Below are 18,002 nucleotides of genomic sequence, written 5' to 3' on the forward strand. Positions count from 1 at the left end.
CCAGAGAAGTGACCTCCCCCGCCCGGTGGCGAGGGAGGAAAGCGGCTGGTTGGATAAGCGGCTTACTGCAGGTGGACCTTCAGCTCTTCACCGGCCTGGCGCATGGCGGCCTGGACCGCGGGCACCTTGCTCACCACGTTGAGCAGACCGTAGTCGTGGATCATTCCGTTGTAGCGCACGGAAGTGACAGCCACACCGGCGGCGTCGAGTTTGCGACCGTAGGCTTCACCTTCGTCACGCAGCACGTCGGATTCGGCGGTCTGGATCAGGGTCGGCGGCAGGCCCTTGAGCTGGTCGGTGGTGGCGCGCAGGGGCGATGCGTAGATCTCGGCGCGCTGTTTTGGGTCGGTGGTGTAGTTGTCCCAGAACCACTGCATCATCGGCTTGGTGAGGAAGTGTCCCTGGGCGAACTGGTTGTACGAGCCGGTCTCGAAGCTGGCGTCGGTCACCGGCCACAGCAGCGCCTGGAAGCGCAGCTTGGGCGTGCCCTTGTCCTTGGCCATCAGCGCGACCACCGCTGCCATGTTGCCGCCGACACTGTTGCCGGCCACAGCCAGGCGCTTGCCGTCGACGTTGATCTCCTTGCCGTGTTCGGCGACCCATCGGGTCGCGGCGTAGGCCTGGTTGATCGCGACCGGGTATTGCGCCTCGGGGGACGGGGTGTAATCGACGTAGACAGCAACCGCGCCGGAGTTCACCACCAGGTCGTGGATCAGGCGGGCGTGGGTCGGGTAGTCACCCAGCACCCAGCCACCACCGTGGAAGAACATGAACACCGGCAGCGTGCCCTTCACGCCCGCCGGGCGGACGATGGTCAGTTTCACCGGGCCGACGTCGGTCTGCACGGTCTTCTCGCTGACCTGGGTGCCGGAAAGGTCGACCTTCACCGAGGCCTGGGCGCCAGTCAGTACGGCGCGGGCGTCTTTCGGCGAGAGGGTTTCCAGCGGCTGGCCCTTGCCGGCTTCCAGGGCTTCGAGGAAGGCCTGGGTGTTGTGTTCGACGGTGGGGTTGCCGGCGGCGAACACATTGCCGATGACCAGGGCGAGGGAGGCGGCGAGCAGGGATTTCTTGGCGTTCATGATTCGGTTCCTTGAAAGTGGGGGGAGGTGTTCCGAAAGGACGAACGAATCTTGATCCATGCCCGCAAAGCGCGGAATAGACAGGGTTGCAGGGTCACTTTGCAGTTCTGCAAGGGGGGCTGAAGGGGCGTTGCAGAGTTGCCGTAGGTGGCGGGCGTTCCCGCGCAGGTACAAACGTAGGATGGGTATCGCTGCGCTCCACGCCATCCTACAAAGCGTCAGTTGGCGAGAGCGGAGCGGCGGTTGGCGCGGACGCTGTCCGCGGTTCGCGGGCATGGCCCGCTCCTACAGGGGCAGCCGGAGCGACCGGGGGTTACGCCGCCTGGCACGCCACGGGTGCCGGCGCGGCGTTTGGCCGGTACAATGCGCGATTGCCCGTGTCATACCTGACAAGCACGCCTGATAAAGAAGAAATCATGTCCTTGCCCAAACACCATCTGGAACTGCTCAGCCCTGCCCGCGATGTGCATATCGCCCGCGAGGCCATCCTGCATGGCGCCGACGCCGTCTACATCGGCGGCCCGAGCTTCGGCGCTCGGCACAATGCCTGCAACGAGGTGAGCGATATCGCCCAGCTGGTGGAGTTCGCCCACCGCTACCACGCGCGGGTGTTCACCACGATCAACACCATCCTCCACGACAACGAGCTGGAACCGGCGCGCGCGCTGATCCACCAGCTCTACGACGCCGGCGTCGATGCGCTGATCGTGCAGGACCTTGGCATCATGGAGCTGGACATCCCGCCGATCGAGCTGCACGCCAGCACCCAGACCGACATCCGTACCCTGGAGCGGGCGAAGTTCCTCGATCAGGCAGGCTTCTCCCAGCTGGTGCTGGCCCGTGAGCTGAACCTCAAGGAAATCCGCGCCATCGCCGACGAGACCGATGCCGCCATCGAGTTCTTCATCCACGGCGCGCTGTGCGTGGCCTTCTCCGGCCAGTGCAACATCTCCCACGCCCAGACCGGCCGCAGCGCCAACCGCGGCGACTGCTCCCAGGCGTGCCGCCTGCCCTACACCCTGAAGGATGACCAGGGTCGCGTGGTGGCCTTCGAGAAGCACCTGCTATCGATGAAGGACAACAACCAGAGCGCCAACCTCAGCGCCCTGGTGGACGCCGGCGTGCGTTCCTTCAAGATCGAAGGGCGCTACAAGGACATGGGCTACGTGAAGAACATCACCGCCTATTACCGCCAGCGCCTGGACGGCATTCTCGCCGAGCGCCCGGACCTGGCCCGCGCCTCCAGCGGCCGCACCGACCACTTCTTCGTGCCGGACCCGGACAAGACCTTCCACCGTGGCAGCACCGATTACTTCGTCAGCGACCGCAAGATCGACATCGGCGCCTTCGACTCGCCGACCTTCACCGGCCTGCCGGTGGGCACCGTGGAAAAGGTCGGCAAGCGCGACCTGCTGGTGGTGACCAAGGACCCGCTGTCCAACGGCGACGGCCTCAACGTGCTGGTGAAGCGCGAAGTGGTCGGCTTCCGCGCCAACATCGCCGAGCCGAAAGGTGAATTCGAAGAGGACGGCGAGAAGCGCTACCGCTACCGCGTCGAGCCCAACGAGATGCCCGAGGGCCTCTACCGTCTGCGCCCAAACCACCCGCTGTCACGCAACCTCGACCACAACTGGCAGCAGGCGCTGCAGAAGACTTCCGCCGAGCGCCGCGTCGGCCTGTCGTGGGTCGCAAAACTGCGCGAAGAGTGCCTGGAACTGACCGCCACCAGCGAGGAAGGTGTCAGCGCCAGCGTCGCCCTGGACGGCCCGTTCGGCGCCGCCAACAAGCCGGAACAGGCGCTGGACCAGTTGCACGACCTGCTCGGCCAGCTGGGCACCACCCAGTACCACGCCGACCGGATCGAGCTGGACGCCCCGCAGGCGTTCTTCATCCCCAACTCCCAGCTCAAGTCGCTGCGCCGCGAGGCCATCGAGGCGCTCACCGAAGCCCGCGTGCAGGCCCACCCGCGCGGTGGCCGCAAGGCCGAAACCAGTCCGCCGCCGGTGTACCCGGAGTCGCACCTGTCGTTCCTGTACAACGTCTACAACGAGAAGGCCCGCGAGTTTTACCACCGCCACGGCGTACAGCTGATCGACGCGGCCTACGAGGCCCACGAAGAGACAGGCGAAGTGCCGGTGATGATTACCAAGCACTGCCTGCGCTTCTCCTTCAACCTGTGCCCGAAACAGGCCAAGGGCGTCACCGGCGTGCGCACCAAGGTGCAGCCGATGCAGCTGATCCACGGCGACGAAGTGCTGACCCTGAAGTTTGACTGCAAGCCGTGCGAGATGCACGTGATCGGCAAGATCAAGGGCCACATCCTCGGCCTGCCGCAACCGGGCAGCGAAGGCGTGAGCAACATCGTCGGGCAGATCAGCCCGGAAGACCTGCTCAAAACCATTCGCAAGCCGGCGCACTGAGGTCCGCGCGCCGCGCTGGAGTGCGCTTTGCTCCCTCTCCTTTCGGAGCGGGGCGCGCAGCCAGGGCTGGGGAGAGGGTTACGGAGCCAAGTCTTGCTTCGATGTCAGTGCCAACTTTCTTCCCCCCTCCCTAACCCTCCCCCTGAAGGGAGAGGGGACCGTTGGGCAGAATGTAAAGCCCTGCATTCAGCCGGCAGGTTTTCACCGAAGCAGCGCTGCGCAATTTCCCGATCCCCCGCTATGATCGGGACATGACCGCCACTCCCCCGCTCCGCCAGCAATGCCCGCCCGGCGCCTGCAACTGCGACCGGGAACGCCTGCTGGAACAGCCCGACGCCGACCTGCGCATCCTGCTGCTCACCCGGCACGAGGAGCAGCGCCTGCTGGAGCGGCTGGAGAACCTCAAGGACCTGTCCGACCTGCAGCGCATGCAGCACAAGCTCTACGAGCAGCTTGGCATCCGCCTGCACATCGCCCCCGGCTTCAACGAAGTGCGCACCATGCGCGGCATCGAATTCGACTTCGACGAGCAGCCCGGTCTCTGTCGCAAGACCCGCCAGGCCATACCCGCCGCAATCCGCCGGGGCCTGGAGAGGAACCCGGAGATCGCCTGGCGCCTGCTCGACACCCACGACCTGCTCGGCGGGCTCTGATCAGAAGCCGCCGTCCAGCGGGTATTCCACGGCAACCCTCAGTTGATCGGTATTGAGCTCCGCCTGCGCGGCATTGGCGCGGTGGCTGTTGTGCATCAGCACCAGCCGCAGCCCCTTGGCCGGGCCTTCCGGCACGCGGTACTGCAGCATCAGGTCGCGCTCCCAGTGCTTGCCGCCCTCGCCGTAGCCCAGGTACGCGTAGCCGCCACGCGGGTCGACGTGGCTGCCATCGATGTCCGTGCCACGCACGTAGGCCGCCGCCATCGACAACCCCGGCGCGCCGAAGCAAGCCAGGTCCAGGTCATAGCGCAACTGCCAGGAGCGTTCGTTGGGCGCATTGAAGTCCGATAGCTGCACCGCGTTGGTGATGAAAATCGCCCCGCGCGTCACGTAGTCGAACGGCGTGTCGCCTTCGACCTGCTGGTAACCGACACTGAGTCGGTGTGCGCCAAAACCGTAGCCGCCGAGCAGGCTCCAGGTGGTGTTGTCGATGCGCCCGGACAGCGCCTGCCCGGTGTCGCGAGTGCGGTAGAGGTTGAGGTTCAGCGACAGGTCCTGCCCCTGCCTCAGCGGCTGGCTGATGGTGCCGCCGAGGTAGTCCTGGCGCCAGCTGTCCTCGTAGCGCGAGGTGAAGAGGCTAAGGCTTGCCGACTTGACTGGCGCGTAGGTGAAGCCCGCGAGGTCGAAGGCATCGCCCTGGCGGGCGTTGGAGTAGTTCACCACGAAGCCGCGATCATGGCTGGAGGCGTTGCGATCGGTGCTTTCGGTGAAGTGCCCGGCCACCAGCCGCAGCCCGGAGAACTCCTCGCTGGAGAGGAAGAAACCAGTGGCCGTTTCCGGCAGCAGGCGGCTGTCAGACGAGCTGAACACCGGCGTCTTTACCCGCTGCTCGCCCCACCAAAGGGTGGTCGAAGACATCCGCGCCTTCAACGCCGCGCCGCCGCGAGCGAAGCTGTCCTTGGGGTGGCCTTCGTTATCCAGGCCAACCAGCCGTGCCTTGCCGGCGCGCCCACCGCCACTGTCCAACAGCACGCCCTGGTAGAGGTGCGCATCCATCCCCAATCCGACGCTGCCACGGGTGAAACCTGACTGCAGGCTGCCCATCAGCCCATAGGCCCACTCCTCTGCATAGCCATTGCGCTCGCTGCGAGGCTTGTAGGCATTGCGTGCGCCACTGTTGCGGTCGCCATGGCGGTACTCGCGCTGGTCGAACACCGTGCGGTTAAGCAGGCTCCAGCGGCTGTCCTCGACCAAACCGCCGGACTCCCCCTGCACCGCGCCGAACGCCGGCGCAGACAGCGCCAGCAGCACGGCGGAACTACGCAGCCTCACAGGTACTTAAGCCAGGCGATATCGCGACGACGGGCCTTGAGCCCGGCGAACCAGTGTACCGGCGGGTACAGGGCGACGATCAGCACCAGCGCACCCAACCAGACCGCCCACACCGAATCGAAGCCGAAGTACTGCCCGCGGTTCAGCCCCCAGAGCCCCACGGCTGACAGGTACAGCAACTTCAGCACATAGAGGTGCAGCAGGTAGAAGAACATCGGTGCCGCGCCGAATACCGCCAGCCAGCGCGCCAGTGCGCCCTGCCCTCGGCGCTCGAAGAAGACCAGCAGGAGCAGGCCGATGCCCAGGGTCAGCGCCAGGAACAGCAGGGACGGCGGGTACTTGGTGATGTTGAAGAAGCTCATCAGCAGTTGCAGGTCGGTATCGCCATCGCCCCAGGCCTTCTCGCCATAACCGTTGTTCAGGCGCAAGGCGATGAAACCGCCCAGCGCGATGGCCGCCGCCAGCAGCAGGTTGCGAGTGCGCCGGGCAGCATCGGCAGAACGACCGAACCAGGGCCCGGCGGCATACCCGAGGGCAATCACCCCGATCCACGGCAGCAACGGATAGGACGTGCGCAAGCGCAGCGCATCGCCCACCTCGATCCAGCCGCGGTCATGCAGCACCGCCCAGGGCACGTGTGCCCAGTGGCCGGGCGCGAAGTGCAGCCCATCGAGCAGGTTGTGCCCGGCCACCAGCGCCACTCCCAGCACCACCAGCGCGGCGCGCGGCAGCCAGATCAGCGCTGAAAGCGCCAGCATGCTCAGGCCGATGGCCCAGATCACCTGCAGGTAGATGACCTGCGGCGGAAACTGGAAGGTCCAGGCGAAGTTCACCAGGGTGATTTCCAGCAGCACCAGGAACAGCCCGCGCTTGAACAGGAAGGCCGAGACCGCCGCGCGGCCCTCGTGTTTCTCGCCATAAAGGAAGGCGGAAAGCCCGGTGAGGAAGACGAACACCGGCGCGCAAAGGTGCGCCAGGGTGCGGCTGAAGAACAGCGCCGGGTCGGTCTGGGTCACATCCATCGGGTCGCTCACCTGCAGGTGCAGGTAGAAGGTCTCGCGGACGTGATCCAGCAGCATGAAGAGGATCACCAGCCCGCGTAGGGCATCGATGGAGTGGAGTCGGGTAGCGGCTTTGGCGATTGAGGGTGTTGCGGTGTTCAATGCGGAGGTCATGGGCGGAATCAATTGCGATTGAATTGTAATATTATTACATTCCACGCACTCGATCCGCCAACCCCTCGAAACATGCGGACATGTCTGGAACGGGCCTCACCGGCACGAACTCAGTCCAGCGCGCCCTTCATCGCTGCGGAAAGTTCGCCACTGCCGAGCTGCTCCAGCCGCTCGGCGGCACCCAGGCGATCGCGCTCTTCCTTGTTCTGGCTGAGCTTGGACTTGCCGATGATCTCGCCGATCTCCACCTCGATGCCGACGATGTTCGCCAGCATGCCGCTGATGAACTCCGGGGTGGAGTCGCTCATCTTCCACGGCTTCTCCTCGCTTGCTTCGTGGGTGCGCGTCAGGCGGCCGACCACACCGCGCACGAAGCGCTCCTCGTCCATGACCGTCAGGCGCCCGCGCACGTGTACCACCTGGTAATTCCAGGTCGGCACCTGGCGGTGCGCCTCGTGCTTGCTCGGGTACCAGTTGGGCGAGACATAGGCGTGCTCGCCACGAAAGATCACCAGCACCTCCTCGCCGTCAGCCTCCTGCCAGACCGGGTTGTTGCGGGCAACGTGGGCGCGCAGCAGCGGCTTCTCGCCGGAGAGCTCCAGCTCGAACGGCAGGTGGTTGGCATCCAGCAGACCGTCATGGCCGGTGACCAGGATGCCCAGGGGATAGTCGCGGATCAGCCGGTGCAACTCGTCCGGGCGGGTTTCCTCGAAATGCGCAGGTACGTACATGTAAGGCCTCGACAGCAGGTGAATGTGGTCATCATGCCGCCGCATTGGCACCCTATAAAGATCCATTAGCGACTGTGGCGACAGAGCCAATCTGCGGCAACCGAAGTTTTGGTACAACCTATGCATCGCCCCGCTGGACGGCGATGGTGCCGCACCCTACTCTAGCCCTTGGCCAGCATTCGCCCTGGATGGCAGACACAGGCTCCCACTCTCGATGACCGCACCCGAGTTCCCCGCCGCTCCTCCCCGGCAGCAGTACCAGGGGAGAATTCCACCGCGCCTGCAGGATGCCTACAAGGCGTATGTGATCCAGCATTACCGGCGCTTCCTGCTGGCGATCAACTTCATCGCCATGGCTGCCTACGACTCCTATGTGCTGGCCGACGCGCTGCTGATCCCCGACATGGCCAGGGAATCACTGTTCCTGCGCACAGGCCTCAGTCTGATCGGGCTGATCAACATCTTCCTGGTGTTCCGCTTCAGCCGCAGCGTGCTGGTCATGGACCTGCTGATGCCGGTGCATGACATCATCTCCACCATCGCCTGGTTCGAACTGCTCAGGCGCAGCGCCTCGCCGGACGTGCCGTTCTTCCTCTATGCCTCGGTGGTGTTCGTGCTGCTGGGCAACCTCGGCGTGCGGTACTCCTTCAAGGGCATCGCGCTGGTCTCGGCGATCATCACGGCGATCATTCTCTACAACGTCTGGCTGATCCACGACGGCGCCGCCAAGCCGCTGCTGATCTTCACCCTGGTCTACCTGCCCATCGCGCTGTTCAGCCTGTTCATCAGCTGGACCAACATCAAGGGCGTGCGCCAGGCATTCCTCGCCGACCTTGAAGAAAAACGCCAGCGCACCGAGCTGGCAGCACTCAACCTGCGCCTGCAGGAGCTGGCCGCCACCGACGGCCTTACCGGCGTGGGCAACCGCCGCTCGCTGGACCTGCAGCTCAACGAGTGCTGGCACGGCATGCGCGCCCACGGGCGGCCGTTCGCCCTGCTGATGGCCGACATCGACTACTTCAAGCCCTACAACGACCACTACGGCCACCAGGCCGGCGACCGCTGCCTGTGCCAGGTAGCCGAAAGCCTGGTGGGCACCCTGCGCGGCGGGCGCGCCAACGTCTATCGTTATGGCGGCGAGGAGTTCGCCATCCTGCTGGAGGCGACCAGCGCCGAGGACCTGCGCTGTGTCGCCGAACGGCTGCGCGAACAGGTAGCGAGCCTGGGCATCGAGCATCTGTACCGGCCCGACAGCCTGCGCCACCTGACCATCAGCCTCGGCGCGGCGATGGCCAACGAGGGCGGCCTGGGCGAACCGCGCGAGCTGCTCGCCCGCTGCGACCGGCACCTGTACGTGGCCAAGCAGAAAGGTCGCAACCGGGTGCAACTCAGCGGCATGCCAGGCGTCTGACGAACGACACGTAACCCGGCGCGCGCGGCCGGCGTCTCCCTGCACTCGCGGCGGACGATGCCCGCCGAGCATGGCAACCGCCACAAGGACCGACCCAACGAGGCCAGAGTGAAACGCGACATCCGCCTTGCCATCCTCCTGCTGTCGATCATCAGCCTTGCCGTGGCCGCCGCCACGGCGTGGGAGCTGTGGTCGGCGCGCGAGCGCACGCTGGCGGAAACCACCACGCACAACCTCAACCTCACCCAGGCGCTGGATACCTACGTCGAAGGCATCGTCACCCAGAGTTCCATGCTGCTGCTAGACCTGGCCGAACGGCTGGAGCACGAGGGACGCGGTGCGCCCCAGCTGCAACGGCTGAATGACCTGGTGCGGAGCCAGCAACACCTGCTCGCACAGCTCAATGGGGTCGGCATCTACGATGCCCAGGGCAACTGGCTGATGACTTCCAATGGCCCCTTCCCGCCCGGTGCCAACAGCGCCGACCGCGGTTACTTCATCCACCACCGCGACAATCCCTCGCTGGACGCCTATATCGGCGAACCGATCCATAGCCGCGCCACCGGCGTCTGGGTAATCACGGTCAGCCGCCGCTACAACGACGCTCAGGGCAACTTCGCCGGAGTGATAGTCGCCACCCTCGGCGTGCAGGACTTCCTTCGCCTGTTCGGCAAGATCGACATCGGCAAGACCGGCGCCATCGGCGTGGCCACCAGCAACGGCCAGGTGCTGGTGCGCTACCCCTTCCGCGAAAGCGACATGGGCCGCGTGCTGTCGCGCTCGCCGATCTTCACCCGGTACCTGGAGAGCGCTACGGTCGGCAGCGCGACCTTCGCCTCCTCGCTGGATGGCATCGAGCGCATCTACGCCTTCCGCAAGAACGAGCGCTACCCGCTGGTGACCTCGGTCGCCCTCGGCAAGGACGAAGCCCTCGCCGCCTGGGCCGCCGACGCCCTGCGCACGGTGGCCATCGCCTTCGGCCTGCTGATGGTCATCGTGGTCATCGGCAGCCTGCTGATCCTCGCCATCCAGCGCCGCATCGGCACCGAGCGCCTGCTGCGCGATGCCCGCGAAGACCTGCTCAGGGCCAACCGGCAGCTGGAAGTGCTCGCCTCGCGCGACCCCCTCACCGGTCTGGAGAACCGCCGCAGCTTCGACGAGCACCTGCTCGCCGAACTGCGCCGCGCCCACCGCGAACGTTCGCCGCTGGGGCTGCTGCTGATCGACGTGGACCATTTCAAGCGCTTCAACGACACCTATGGCCATCCGGCCGGCGACGACTGCCTGCGGCGCATCGGCCGCGTCCTCGCCGACAGCGTGCGGCGTCCCGCCGATCTGGCCGCTCGCTACGGCGGCGAGGAACTGGCGGTGATCCTGCCCAACACCGGTCCTGACGGCGCCCTGGCCGTAGCCCAGCAATTCATGCAGCGCCTGCAGGGCGCCAACCTCACCCACGCCGGCAGCCCCCTGGGCCGCATCACCGCGAGCATCGGTATCGCCACCCTGCCCGCTGGCACCGACAGCAGCCCACAGGCCCTCATCGAAGCCGCCGACCGCGCGCTGTACCGCGCCAAGGCCGCCGGGCGCAATCGTCTGGAAAGTGCCCCGACGCTGCAGGAAGCCCCGCAATGACCCTCGATTCCGCGCTGCTCGATGCGCTGCGCAAGGCCCGTCACGTCGTGGTATTCACCGGGGCGGGCGTTTCCGCCGAGAGCGGCATTCCCACCTTCCGCGACCGTCTTACCGGGCTGTGGGAACGCTTCGACGCCGCCTCCCTGGCCACCGCCGAAGCCTTCCGCGCGGACCCGGCGCTGGTCTGGGGCTGGTACGAATGGCGCCGCAGCGTCATCCACCGCGCCCAGCCCAACCCGGCGCACCTCGCCATCGCCGCGCTGGCCAGCAAGGTACCCAGGCTCACGCTGATCACCCAGAACGTCGACGACCTCCACGAGCGCGCCGGCAGCCAGGACGTCACTCACCTGCACGGCCAGCTGGAACGCCCGCGCTGCTTCCAGTGCCAGCGCGAGCCGGATGGGCCACTGCCCGTGCCGGACGAACCCGAGGCCGGCCGCCGCGTGCAACCGCCGGCCTGCGCCCATTGCGGCGGCCCGCTGCGCCCCGGCGTGGTGTGGTTCGGCGAAAGCCTGCCGGTGGACGCCATCACCCACGCCTTCCAGGCGGCCGAACAGTGCGACCTGCTGATCTCCGTCGGGACCTCCGGCGTGGTCTACCCGGCAGCGGAAATCCCCGAGATCGCCTGGCGCCTCCGCGCGACCGTCCTGCACGTCAATCCCGCCCCCGGCCCGCTGCACGGTGAACGCGACTTCGCCCTGGCCAGCGCCGCCGGCGAGGCCCTCCCCGCCCTGCTCGCCGCGGCGTTCCCCTGACACTGCACGGTCGCAGGCAGGGCCGGCGTCACACCGCCGGCATCTGCAACGTCACGCAGTGGATGCCACCGCCCCCGGCGGCAATCGGGTCGATGTTCAGCTGCACGACCTCGCGATCCGGGTACAGCTCGCTGAGCAAGGCATGGCAATGCTCATCAGCCGTCGCATCACCGAACTTCGGCGCGATCACCCCGCCATTCACCGGCAGGTAGTTGATGTAGCCTGCCGCGAAGTCCGGGTTGTCGAGGTTGTAGGCGTTCGGCCTGGGGTTCATCGGCGATGGCAGGCTGTGCAGTTCAAGCTTGCGACCATCGGCGTCGGTGGCGTTCTTCAGGATCTCCAGGTGCCGGCGGGTAACCTCGTAGTCGTAGGAACGCTTGTCATTGTCCAGGTTGACCACCACCACGCCCGGTTCGACGAAGCGCGCATAGAAGTCCACATGGGCATCGGTGATGTCCTTGCCGCGAATGCCCGGCAGCCAGATCACCTTGCGCAGCCCCAGCATGCGCTTGAGCTCCGCTTCGATACGCGGGCGCGTCCAGCCCGGGTTGCGGTTGTCGTTGAGCCAGCAGCTCTCGGTGAAGATGGCCGTGCCGTGGCCGTCCACCTCGATGCCGCCGCCCTCCCCGCACAGTTCGCTGACGAGGGCTTTGGCCTCCACGTCCTCGGCCAGCGCTGCCGACACTTCACGGTCGCGCTCGGCGTGCTGCTTGCCGCCCCAGCCGTTGAAATTGAAGTCGGCCAGCGCCAGGCCGCCCGGCGCATCATTGACCAGGAAGCAGCCGCCGTAGTCGCGCACCCAGATGTCATCCACCGGCACCGGCAGGAAGTCGATGTTCTGGCCAGCGCACGCGCGCTTGGCCTCGGCCTGCTGCTCCGGCCGGCAGAGCACCGTCACCGGCTGGAACTCGGCGATGGCGCGGGCCAGCCGCGCCACCGTGGCATTGACGTCCGGAGCGATGTCTTCCCAGACGTCCGGGCTCGCCGCGTAAGCAACGAACACCCGCTCCTGCTTGCGGTGCTCGTCGGGCATGTACCAGGGCTTCGCAGCCAGGGCGACGCGTCCCAAGCCGAGCCCGAGGCCCGTCGCCAGCGTCATGCCGGCGCCAAGCAGGTTCCTGCGTGTCATCATCTTCGCCTCCTCAACCACCGGTGCCGGTCTTGAAACTGGTCCAGGTGCGCATCCGCGAACGCATGTCGCGCTGCGGAATGTCCTTGCCGGGGAACAGCCGCGCGTAGGCCTTCTCATCAAGATAGATGTCCGGGTTGTCGCGCATGCTCGCCTCGACCATCGGCCGCGCCTTGGCGTTGGACGTCGGGTAGCCGGTGGCGTTGCTGATCGCCGCCATTACGCCCGGGCGCATCAGGTAGTTGATCAGTGCGTAGGCGTACTCGGGGTGCGGCGCATCGGCCGGGATGGCCATGGTGTCCATCCACACCGAAGTGCCTTCGCGCGGCACGCGGTACTCGAAGCGTTCGGGCTTCTTCGCCTCGTCGGCGGCGCGTTGCGACTGGATCACGTCGCCGCTGTAGCCCAGTGACAGGCACAGGTCGCCATTCACCAGCTGGGTCACCGGTTGCGACTGGAACTTGCGGATGTACGGGCGGATGCCATTGAGTACCGCCAGCGCATCGCTCAGGTCCTGCGGCTTGCCGCTGCGCGGGTCGCGGCCGAGGTAGTTGAGCACCACGGCGAGCACCTCGTCCGGCGAATCGATCATCGAGATGCCGCAGTCGGCGAAGTGCTTGGCCAGCTCGGGCTTGAACATCAGGTCGAGGCTGTTCACCGGTGCGCCGGGCATGCGCTGCTCGATCTTCGCCTGGTTGTAGGTCAGGCCGATGCTGCCCCAGGTGTAGGGCACCACCGCATGCCGCGAGTACGGGTACTTGGTCTGCAGGCTCTGCAGGCCCGGCTCGATATCGCCCAGGTGCTCCAGCTTGCTCTCGTCGAGCTTCTGCAGCGCACCGGCGCGCATCAGGCGCTCGGCCACGGTATCGCCGGGGAAGATCAGGTCGTAGCCGCTGTGCCCGGCCATCATCTTGGCCTCCAGCGTCTCGCTGCTGTCCATCACGTCGTAGATGACGCGGATGCCGGTTTCCCTGGTGAAGTTCGCCAGCGTGTCGGGGGCGAAGTAATCCGCCCAGTTGAACAGGCGCAGGACCTTCTCTTCGGCTGCGGCCGGTTGCAGGGTGCATGCCAGGGATAGCCCCAGAGCGCCAATCAGCAGTTGCTTGTTCATGGTCAGACTCCTTGCCAGCGCGGGTGCAGGTGGCGGCCGTCGAGGCCGAGCAGCGGGCCGTACATTTCCGGGCGGCGGTCGCGGTAGACGCCCCAGGTCAGGCGCTCCTCGCGGGCCAGGCCGAGGTCCAGCTCGCGCACCAGCACGGCGGCCTCGTTGCGCCCGGCCTCGGCCAGCAGCGCGCCCTTGTGGTCGGTAATGAAGGACGAGCCGTAGAAGCGCATCCGCAGCGCCTCATCGCTGGGCGCCACTTCCTCGCCGATGCGGTTGGCCGCCAGCACCGGCAGCAGGTTGGCGGCGGCGTGGCCGCGTTGGGCGGTCTGCCAGTGGTCGCGGGAATCCAGCTGTTCGGCGCCCGGCTCAGAGCCGATGGCGGTGGGGAACAGCAGCATCTCCGCACCTTGCAGTGCCAGGCAGCGGGCGGTCTCGGGGAACCACTGGTCCCAGCAGATGCCCACGCCGATGCGGCCGACGGCGGTGTCCCAGACGCGGAAGCCGGTGTCGCCGGGGCTGAAGTACTCCTTCTCCTGGTAGCCGATGGCGTTGGGGATGTGCGTCTTGCGGTACACGCCGAGCAGGCTGCCGTCGGCGTCGGCCACGGTGAGAGAGTTGAAGTAGGCGTTGCCAGCGCGCTCGAACCAGCTGATCGGCAGCACCACGTTGAGCTCCGCCGCCAGGTTGGCGAAGCGCTGTAGCAGCGGGCTGTCGTCATAAGGCTGGGCCAGGGCGAGGTGGGCGTGGTCCTGCTCGATGCAGAAGTACGGCGTGGCGAACAGCTCGGGCAGGAGGATCAGCTTCGCCCCCGCCGCTGCAGCCGCGCGCACGTGGCGCTCGGCTTCGGCAAGGTTGCGCGGCAGGTCCCAGCTGCAGGAGAACTGCAGGACAGCGACGGTCAGCTTGCTCATCACAGGCCCCCCAGCGGCCAGGCCGGCTGCTGCTGGGTAATGCAATGCACGCCGCCGCCACCGTGGGCCAGGTTGTTGATGCGCACCGGCACCACTTCGCGGCCGGGGAAGGCGCGGGCCAGTACCGCCGCGGCTTCGTCGTCGGCGGCGATGCCGTAGGCCGGCATGATCACCGCGCCATTGGCGAGGTAGAAGTTGGTGTAGGACGCGCAGAAGACTTCTGCTTCCGGGTCCACCGCCGCGCCGGCTTCGAACAGCTCGATCAGCTCGAAGGAACGGCCCTTGGCATCGGTGGCCAGCTCCAGCGCGCGACGGTTCTCGCGCGCCACTTCGGCGTAGGTGCTGGAAGCGTCGTGGGTCGCATCCACCAGCAGCACACCGGGGCGGGCGAAGGCGCACACGCCATCGACGTGGCCGTCGGTCATGTCACCGGTGACGTACTGCGGGTCTCCCGGCAGCCAGATGGTCTTGGTCACGCCGAGCAGGCGGCTGAAGATTTCCTCCATCTCGCGCTTGCTGACGCCAGGGTTGCGGTTGGGATTGAGCAGTACCGACTCGGTGGTGATCAGCGTGCCCTCGCCATCCACGTGGATCGCCCCGCCTTCGTTGGCCAGCGGCGTACCGAAGCAATCGAACCCGAGGTGGTTGAGGATGCGGCGGCCCAGGCCTTCGTCCAGGGTGTGCTCGGACTTGCCGCCCCAGGCGTTGAAGCGCCAGCTCACGCCGGCCACGCCGTGCTGCGGATGGCAGACGAAGGTCGGCCCGGAGTCGCGGCACCAGCTGTCGTCGATGGGCAGCGCCACCAACTCGACGTTGGCCCCGCACAGCTCGGCGGCGCGGGCCATGGCGGACGGGTCCACCACCAGCTTCACCGGCTCGAAGCGGGCGATGGCGTTGGCGACGCGGGCAAAGTCTTCCTGCACCTGCTCCAGGGTCACGTGCCAGCCGCCCTCCCAGAGTGGACGGTTATGCGGGAATGCCATCCAGGTCGCCGCGTGGTTGACCCATTCGGCAGGCATGCGCCAGCCGTTCTGCCTATCGTCGTTGCGATGCATACTCAAGCCTTTGGTAAGTAATTTTAATCGGAAGGAAAAGGTTCAGCGGCGCCTGATAACCATGCTAGGCCTGTAAAAATGTCAGAACAAACGATAGATTTTGCGCAAATCTGATTAGGCAGACTTATCGATCATGCTCAAACACTGGCCACCCCTGAATGCCCTGCGCGGCTTCGAAGCCGCCGCGCGCCTGGGCAGCTTCCACAAGGCCGCCGAGGAGCTGCACCTCACCCAGTCGGCCATCAGCCAGCAGATCCGCAGCCTGGAAAGCTTCGTCGAACAGCCGCTGTTCTACCGCTCCGGGCGCAAGGTGGCGCTGACCGACGCTGGCGCCGACCTGCTCAGCACCACGCAATCCATGCTCCAGCAACTGGCTGTAGGCATCCGCCGCCTGGACCAGTACCGCAAGCCCAACCAGCTGGTGGTCAACACCACCCCGGCCTTCGCCCGCCACTGGCTGGTGCCGCGCCTGGGCGACTTCCACGCCCGCCACCCGCAGATCGACCTCTGGCTGCTGACCACCGACGAAACCCCGGACATGGCCAGCCAGACCATCGACATCGCCGTGCGCGACGATCTCACCGCCCAGGCCGAATGTCGCTTCCGCGTGCTGCTGGAAGATCGCCTCTACCCGGCTTGCCATCCTTCGTTGCTGCAACAGCCGGGGCCAACGCGCACCACCCTGCACGGCGAACGGGAAATGGATTGGGCGCACTGGCAACTGCAGGGCGGCGCCGACGTTGGCCAGCGCAGCGAGGGCCTGAACTTCTCAGACCCCGGCCTGCTGCTGGATGCCGCCAGCCAGGGGCTGGGCGTTGCCCTGGTGAGCCGGCTGCTGGCCGGCGATGCCCGTAGCAATGGCCTGCTTGCCCCGCTCAGCGAGCAGACCGTGCGCGGGCCGAACTGGTCGCTGCTGGTACACCAGCAGAGCGAGCGCAATGCGCAGGCGGTAGGGTTCTGCGAGTGGCTGTTCGCCGCGCTGGGTGTCTCTCTGCAGGGCGGATAACCCGTTCCGGGTTATTCGCCCTACGAAATTGTAGGAGCCGGCAGGGCCGGCGGTTGGCTGGGATCGCAAGCATGAACCGGGCATCCGCTCGCAATTGCAAAGCATCCTGCCAGCCGATACCACCCTCTCCCCACTCAAATCCCTCAGACAGCACCCTTCCCCTTCCTCAACCGCCCCCGCTCCTTCTTCCCCTCCAGCGCACTCTCCCCCGCCACTTTCACCAGCTTCTGGAAAGTCGGACACTCGGCATGGCTGGGCGCCGGGCACGCCGCCGCATGGCGCAGCCCCCGGCTCATCGCCTGCAGACGCCTGATCGTCGCATCCAGCTCGTCCGCCTTGGCCGCCAGCATCTGCCGGTCGATGTTGGTTCCGCCGTCGCCGGCGAACATCGAGCGGATTTCCTCCAGGCTGAAACCGGCCGATTGCCCGAGGGTGATCAACGCCAGCTGGTCGAGAATCTGCGGCGCGAACTGGCGGCGAGCGCCGGGTCTGGCGAGCGAAACGATCAGCCCCTTCTCCTCGTAGAACCGCAGGGTCGATGCCGGCACGCCGGAGCGCCTGGCCACGTCAGCGATATCCATGGAACACCTCTTGACCTCAAGTTCGCTTGAACTTGTAGGTTCACGCCAAAGGCAGCCGGGGTCAATCCACGCGCGGCCTTCCCTTGCGTGCAACCTGCGGAGAAACCATGAAAACCATCGCCATCGTCTACCACAGCGCCAGCGGCCGTACCGAGCGCATCGCCCAGACCATCGCCAGCGGCGCCCGCAGTGTGCCCGGCTGCGAAGTGCACCTGCTCAAGGCGCAGGAGTTGATCGAGCAGCCGCAAGCGCTGCTCGCCTACCACGGCCTGATTCTGGGTTCGCCCACCTACCTGGGCGGCGTCTCGGCACCGCTGAAAGCCCTGATGGACGCCACCGGGCCGCTCTGGCGCCAGCAGAAGCTGCGTGGCCGCCTCGCCGCCGGCTTCACCGTGTCGGCGCTGCCGGCGGGCGACAAGCAGTCCACATTGATCTCGCTGTTCACCTTCTGCATGCAGCACGGGATGCTCTGGGCCGGCAACCCGATCCTTCCCGAGCAGCACCTGGGCGTGCCCGCCGAGGAAGCCGCCAACCGCCTCGGCTCCTGGTCCGGGCTGATGGCCCAGGCGGACAAGACCGCCGCGGACTTCTGCCCCGGCGACCTGAAGACCGCCCGGCTGTTCGGCCAGTACTTCGCCGAAACCCTCGGCCGCCTGCACCAGCCGCAGGTCGAGCACGCGCAGGAGGCCCACGCATGATCGCCCGCCGCTACGGCCCGCTGCTGTTCGCGCTGATCCTGTCCTGCGTGATGACCTTGCTGGTCTCCGGCCTCTCCACCTGGCGCGCCGTAGGCCTGGCCCCGGCCTTCGCCCAGCTCTGGCTGGGCGCGTGGCTCGCCAGCTGGAGCATCGCCTTTCCGCTGGTGCTGGTCATCGCCCCGCTCACGCGCCGCCTCGTGGAGAGGCTGGTCCGCGCGTAGGAGCAGACTACGTCCGCGATGGACGTCAGCCGCCGCGAAATCTCAAGAATCTCGAACGTAGGATGGCGTGGAGCGCAGCGAGACCCATCGTCCCTGGGGCGCGCCGCA

At 66.6% G+C, this 18,002-nt stretch carries 17 protein-coding genes; 8 read left to right on the plus strand and 9 right to left on the minus strand.

Annotated elements, in window-relative coordinates; genetic code table 11:
- Nucleotides 1-62 precede the first annotated feature (62 nt).
- The gene (locus IB275_RS16765) at nt 63-1,079 is read right to left on the minus strand and encodes an alpha/beta hydrolase (protein ID WP_192296089.1); all 1,017 of its coding nucleotides are present in this window, start codon (nt 1,077-1,079) and stop codon (nt 63-65) included.
- Nucleotides 1,080-1,495: 416 nt separating this feature from the next.
- Between IB275_RS16765 and IB275_RS16770 the strand changes: the two genes are divergently transcribed.
- Both IB275_RS16770 and IB275_RS16775 read left to right on the plus strand, forming a co-directional pair.
- Nucleotides 1,496-3,499, plus strand: a complete 2,004-nt coding sequence (locus IB275_RS16770; RefSeq protein ID WP_192296090.1) for a peptidase U32 family protein — start codon at nt 1,496-1,498, stop codon at nt 3,497-3,499.
- A gap of 251 nt (nt 3,500-3,750) precedes the next feature.
- Entirely contained in the window at nt 3,751-4,152 is a 402-nt protein-coding gene (locus tag IB275_RS16775; RefSeq protein WP_192296091.1) for a hypothetical protein, read from the plus strand.
- Here IB275_RS16775 and IB275_RS16780 read toward each other — a convergent pair whose 3' ends face one another.
- The 3 genes from IB275_RS16780 to IB275_RS16790 all read right to left on the minus strand — a co-directional run bounded on the left by IB275_RS16780 (nt 4,153) and on the right by IB275_RS16790 (nt 7,390).
- Nucleotides 4,153-5,484, minus strand: coding sequence for an OprD family porin (locus tag IB275_RS16780; protein WP_318652572.1), 1,332 nt, complete (start codon nt 5,482-5,484; stop codon nt 4,153-4,155). It abuts the gene before it with no gap.
- The gene (locus tag IB275_RS16785; protein WP_192296092.1) at nt 5,481-6,659 is read right to left on the minus strand and encodes an acetyltransferase domain-containing protein; all 1,179 of its coding nucleotides are present in this window, start codon (nt 6,657-6,659) and stop codon (nt 5,481-5,483) included. The genes IB275_RS16780 and IB275_RS16785 overlap by 4 nt, the downstream gene beginning before the upstream one ends.
- Nucleotides 6,660-6,769: 110 nt before the next feature.
- A complete protein-coding gene (locus IB275_RS16790) occupies nt 6,770-7,390 on the minus strand; it encodes an FMN-binding negative transcriptional regulator (RefSeq protein ID WP_192296093.1) in 621 nt (206 codons plus the stop codon).
- A 214-nt stretch (nt 7,391-7,604) separates the two neighbouring features.
- On the opposite strand from IB275_RS16790, the gene IB275_RS16795 reads away from it, so the two are divergent.
- The 3 genes from IB275_RS16795 to IB275_RS16805 all read left to right on the plus strand — a co-directional run bounded on the left by IB275_RS16795 (nt 7,605) and on the right by IB275_RS16805 (nt 11,188).
- A complete protein-coding gene (locus tag IB275_RS16795; RefSeq protein WP_192296094.1) occupies nt 7,605-8,801 on the plus strand; it encodes a GGDEF domain-containing protein in 1,197 nt (398 codons plus the stop codon).
- A 108-nt stretch (nt 8,802-8,909) separates the two neighbouring features.
- Complete coding sequence (locus IB275_RS16800) at nt 8,910-10,433, plus strand: sensor domain-containing diguanylate cyclase (RefSeq protein ID WP_192296095.1); 1,524 nt, start codon at nt 8,910-8,912, stop codon at nt 10,431-10,433.
- Nucleotides 10,430-11,188, plus strand: coding sequence for an SIR2 family NAD-dependent protein deacylase (locus IB275_RS16805; protein ID WP_192296096.1), 759 nt, complete (start codon nt 10,430-10,432; stop codon nt 11,186-11,188). Before IB275_RS16800 ends, IB275_RS16805 begins: the two co-directional genes overlap by 4 nt.
- A gap of 28 nt (nt 11,189-11,216) precedes the next feature.
- Here the strand turns inward: IB275_RS16805 and IB275_RS16810 are convergent, their stop codons facing one another.
- The 4 genes from IB275_RS16810 to IB275_RS16825 are packed head-to-tail and all read right to left on the minus strand — an operon-like array spanning nt 11,217 to nt 15,388.
- Entirely contained in the window at nt 11,217-12,320 is a 1,104-nt protein-coding gene (locus tag IB275_RS16810; RefSeq protein WP_192296097.1) for an agmatine deiminase family protein, read from the minus strand.
- 10 nt (nt 12,321-12,330) lie between these two features.
- Nucleotides 12,331-13,428, minus strand: coding sequence for an extracellular solute-binding protein (locus IB275_RS16815; RefSeq protein WP_192296098.1), 1,098 nt, complete (start codon nt 13,426-13,428; stop codon nt 12,331-12,333).
- A 2-nt stretch (nt 13,429-13,430) separates the two neighbouring features.
- Nucleotides 13,431-14,333, minus strand: a complete 903-nt coding sequence (aguB, locus tag IB275_RS16820; RefSeq protein WP_192296099.1) for an N-carbamoylputrescine amidase — start codon at nt 14,331-14,333, stop codon at nt 13,431-13,433.
- Nucleotides 14,333-15,388, minus strand: coding sequence for an agmatine deiminase family protein (locus IB275_RS16825; RefSeq protein WP_192296100.1), 1,056 nt, complete (start codon nt 15,386-15,388; stop codon nt 14,333-14,335). The genes aguB and IB275_RS16825 overlap by 1 nt, the downstream gene beginning before the upstream one ends.
- A 133-nt stretch (nt 15,389-15,521) precedes the next feature.
- Here IB275_RS16825 and IB275_RS16830 point away from each other — a divergent pair, with 133 nt between their 5' ends.
- Nucleotides 15,522-16,394, plus strand: a complete 873-nt coding sequence (locus IB275_RS16830) for a LysR substrate-binding domain-containing protein (protein ID WP_192296101.1) — start codon at nt 15,522-15,524, stop codon at nt 16,392-16,394.
- 143 nt (nt 16,395-16,537) lie between these two features.
- Here the strand turns inward: IB275_RS16830 and IB275_RS16835 are convergent, their stop codons facing one another.
- Nucleotides 16,538-16,975, minus strand: a complete 438-nt coding sequence (locus tag IB275_RS16835; protein WP_192296102.1) for a helix-turn-helix domain-containing protein — start codon at nt 16,973-16,975, stop codon at nt 16,538-16,540.
- Nucleotides 16,976-17,082: 107 nt separating this feature from the next.
- Here IB275_RS16835 and IB275_RS16840 point away from each other — a divergent pair, with 107 nt between their 5' ends.
- Complete coding sequence (locus IB275_RS16840; protein WP_192296103.1) at nt 17,083-17,673, plus strand: flavodoxin family protein; 591 nt, start codon at nt 17,083-17,085, stop codon at nt 17,671-17,673.
- Nucleotides 17,670-17,894 (plus strand): DUF2798 domain-containing protein, encoded by a 225-nt coding sequence (locus IB275_RS16845; RefSeq protein ID WP_192296104.1) that lies wholly within the window; start codon nt 17,670-17,672, stop codon nt 17,892-17,894. Before IB275_RS16840 ends, IB275_RS16845 begins: the two co-directional genes overlap by 4 nt.
- Nucleotides 17,895-18,002: the final 108 nt, after the last annotated feature.

The organism is Pseudomonas sp. PDM21, from assembly GCF_014852505.2.
GTDB lineage: Bacteria > Pseudomonadota > Gammaproteobacteria > Pseudomonadales > Pseudomonadaceae > Pseudomonas.

Coding starts and splice junctions, on each gene's coding strand:
- IB275_RS16790 (WP_192296093.1), bottom strand. CDS start 7,390: ATGTACGTACCTGCGCATTTCGAGGAAACCCGCCCGGACGAGTTGCAC.
- aguB (WP_192296099.1), bottom strand. CDS start 14,333: ATGAGCAAGCTGACCGTCGCTGTCCTGCAGTTCTCCTGCAGCTGGGAC.
- IB275_RS16775 (WP_192296091.1), top strand. CDS start 3,751: ATGACCGCCACTCCCCCGCTCCGCCAGCAATGCCCGCCCGGCGCCTGC.
- IB275_RS16815 (WP_192296098.1), bottom strand. CDS start 13,428: ATGAACAAGCAACTGCTGATTGGCGCTCTGGGGCTATCCCTGGCATGC.
- IB275_RS16845 (WP_192296104.1), top strand. CDS start 17,670: ATGATCGCCCGCCGCTACGGCCCGCTGCTGTTCGCGCTGATCCTGTCC.
- IB275_RS16805 (WP_192296096.1), top strand. CDS start 10,430: ATGACCCTCGATTCCGCGCTGCTCGATGCGCTGCGCAAGGCCCGTCAC.
- IB275_RS16840 (WP_192296103.1), top strand. CDS start 17,083: ATGAAAACCATCGCCATCGTCTACCACAGCGCCAGCGGCCGTACCGAG.
- IB275_RS16770 (WP_192296090.1), top strand. CDS start 1,496: ATGTCCTTGCCCAAACACCATCTGGAACTGCTCAGCCCTGCCCGCGAT.
- IB275_RS16830 (WP_192296101.1), top strand. CDS start 15,522: ATGCTCAAACACTGGCCACCCCTGAATGCCCTGCGCGGCTTCGAAGCC.
- IB275_RS16765 (WP_192296089.1), bottom strand. CDS start 1,079: ATGAACGCCAAGAAATCCCTGCTCGCCGCCTCCCTCGCCCTGGTCATC.
- IB275_RS16810 (WP_192296097.1), bottom strand. CDS start 12,320: ATGATGACACGCAGGAACCTGCTTGGCGCCGGCATGACGCTGGCGACG.
- IB275_RS16785 (WP_192296092.1), bottom strand. CDS start 6,659: ATGACCTCCGCATTGAACACCGCAACACCCTCAATCGCCAAAGCCGCT.
- IB275_RS16795 (WP_192296094.1), top strand. CDS start 7,605: ATGACCGCACCCGAGTTCCCCGCCGCTCCTCCCCGGCAGCAGTACCAG.
- IB275_RS16835 (WP_192296102.1), bottom strand. CDS start 16,975: ATGGATATCGCTGACGTGGCCAGGCGCTCCGGCGTGCCGGCATCGACC.
- IB275_RS16825 (WP_192296100.1), bottom strand. CDS start 15,388: ATGCATCGCAACGACGATAGGCAGAACGGCTGGCGCATGCCTGCCGAA.